Annotated in this window: 1 rRNA gene; it reads right to left on the bottom strand. The window is 48.2% G+C overall.

What is annotated here, in order from left to right:
- Nucleotides 1-317: 317 nt before the first annotated feature.
- Nucleotides 318-407, bottom strand: a 16S ribosomal RNA gene (locus ETB99_RS14750); the annotation flags it as partial.

The raw sequence follows: 407 nt of genomic DNA, 5'->3' as shown, positions 1-407 counted from the left end.
TTTAGCTCCAAACGAGAACCGTTTGTCGCTTTTCTTACTGCCTGTTATCTAGTTTTCAAGGAACAATCAACTAAAACCTTGAGGGATATTCCCTCAAAACTAAACGAAGCGAAAAAGCGTTGTTATTGCGTTATGTGTAGCTTCGAACCAAGAACCGTTCTCCGCTTTTCTTTATGTCTAGCTACGAACTAACATCCTCCTCCGCGTCTGCTTTCTCCGTCGACGTGCACGCACGTCTCGTCGAAAGCTTGCGCTTCCGTCGGATGTTTTCTTGACTACGCCAAGAACCGTTCTTCGCTTTTCGTATTTATCCTTAGAAAGGAGGTGATCCAGCCGCACCTTCCGATACGGCTACCTTGTTACGACTTCACCCCAATCATTTGCCCCACCTTCGGCGGCTGGCCCCC

The sequence above is a fragment of the Anoxybacillus sp. CHMUD genome (genome assembly GCF_013096965.1).
In the GTDB taxonomy this organism is placed as follows: domain Bacteria; phylum Bacillota; class Bacilli; order Bacillales; family Anoxybacillaceae; genus Anoxybacillus; species Anoxybacillus kestanbolensis_A.
Note: the sequence above shows the minus strand (reverse complement) of the source record. Positions and strands in the feature narration are given on the sequence as shown.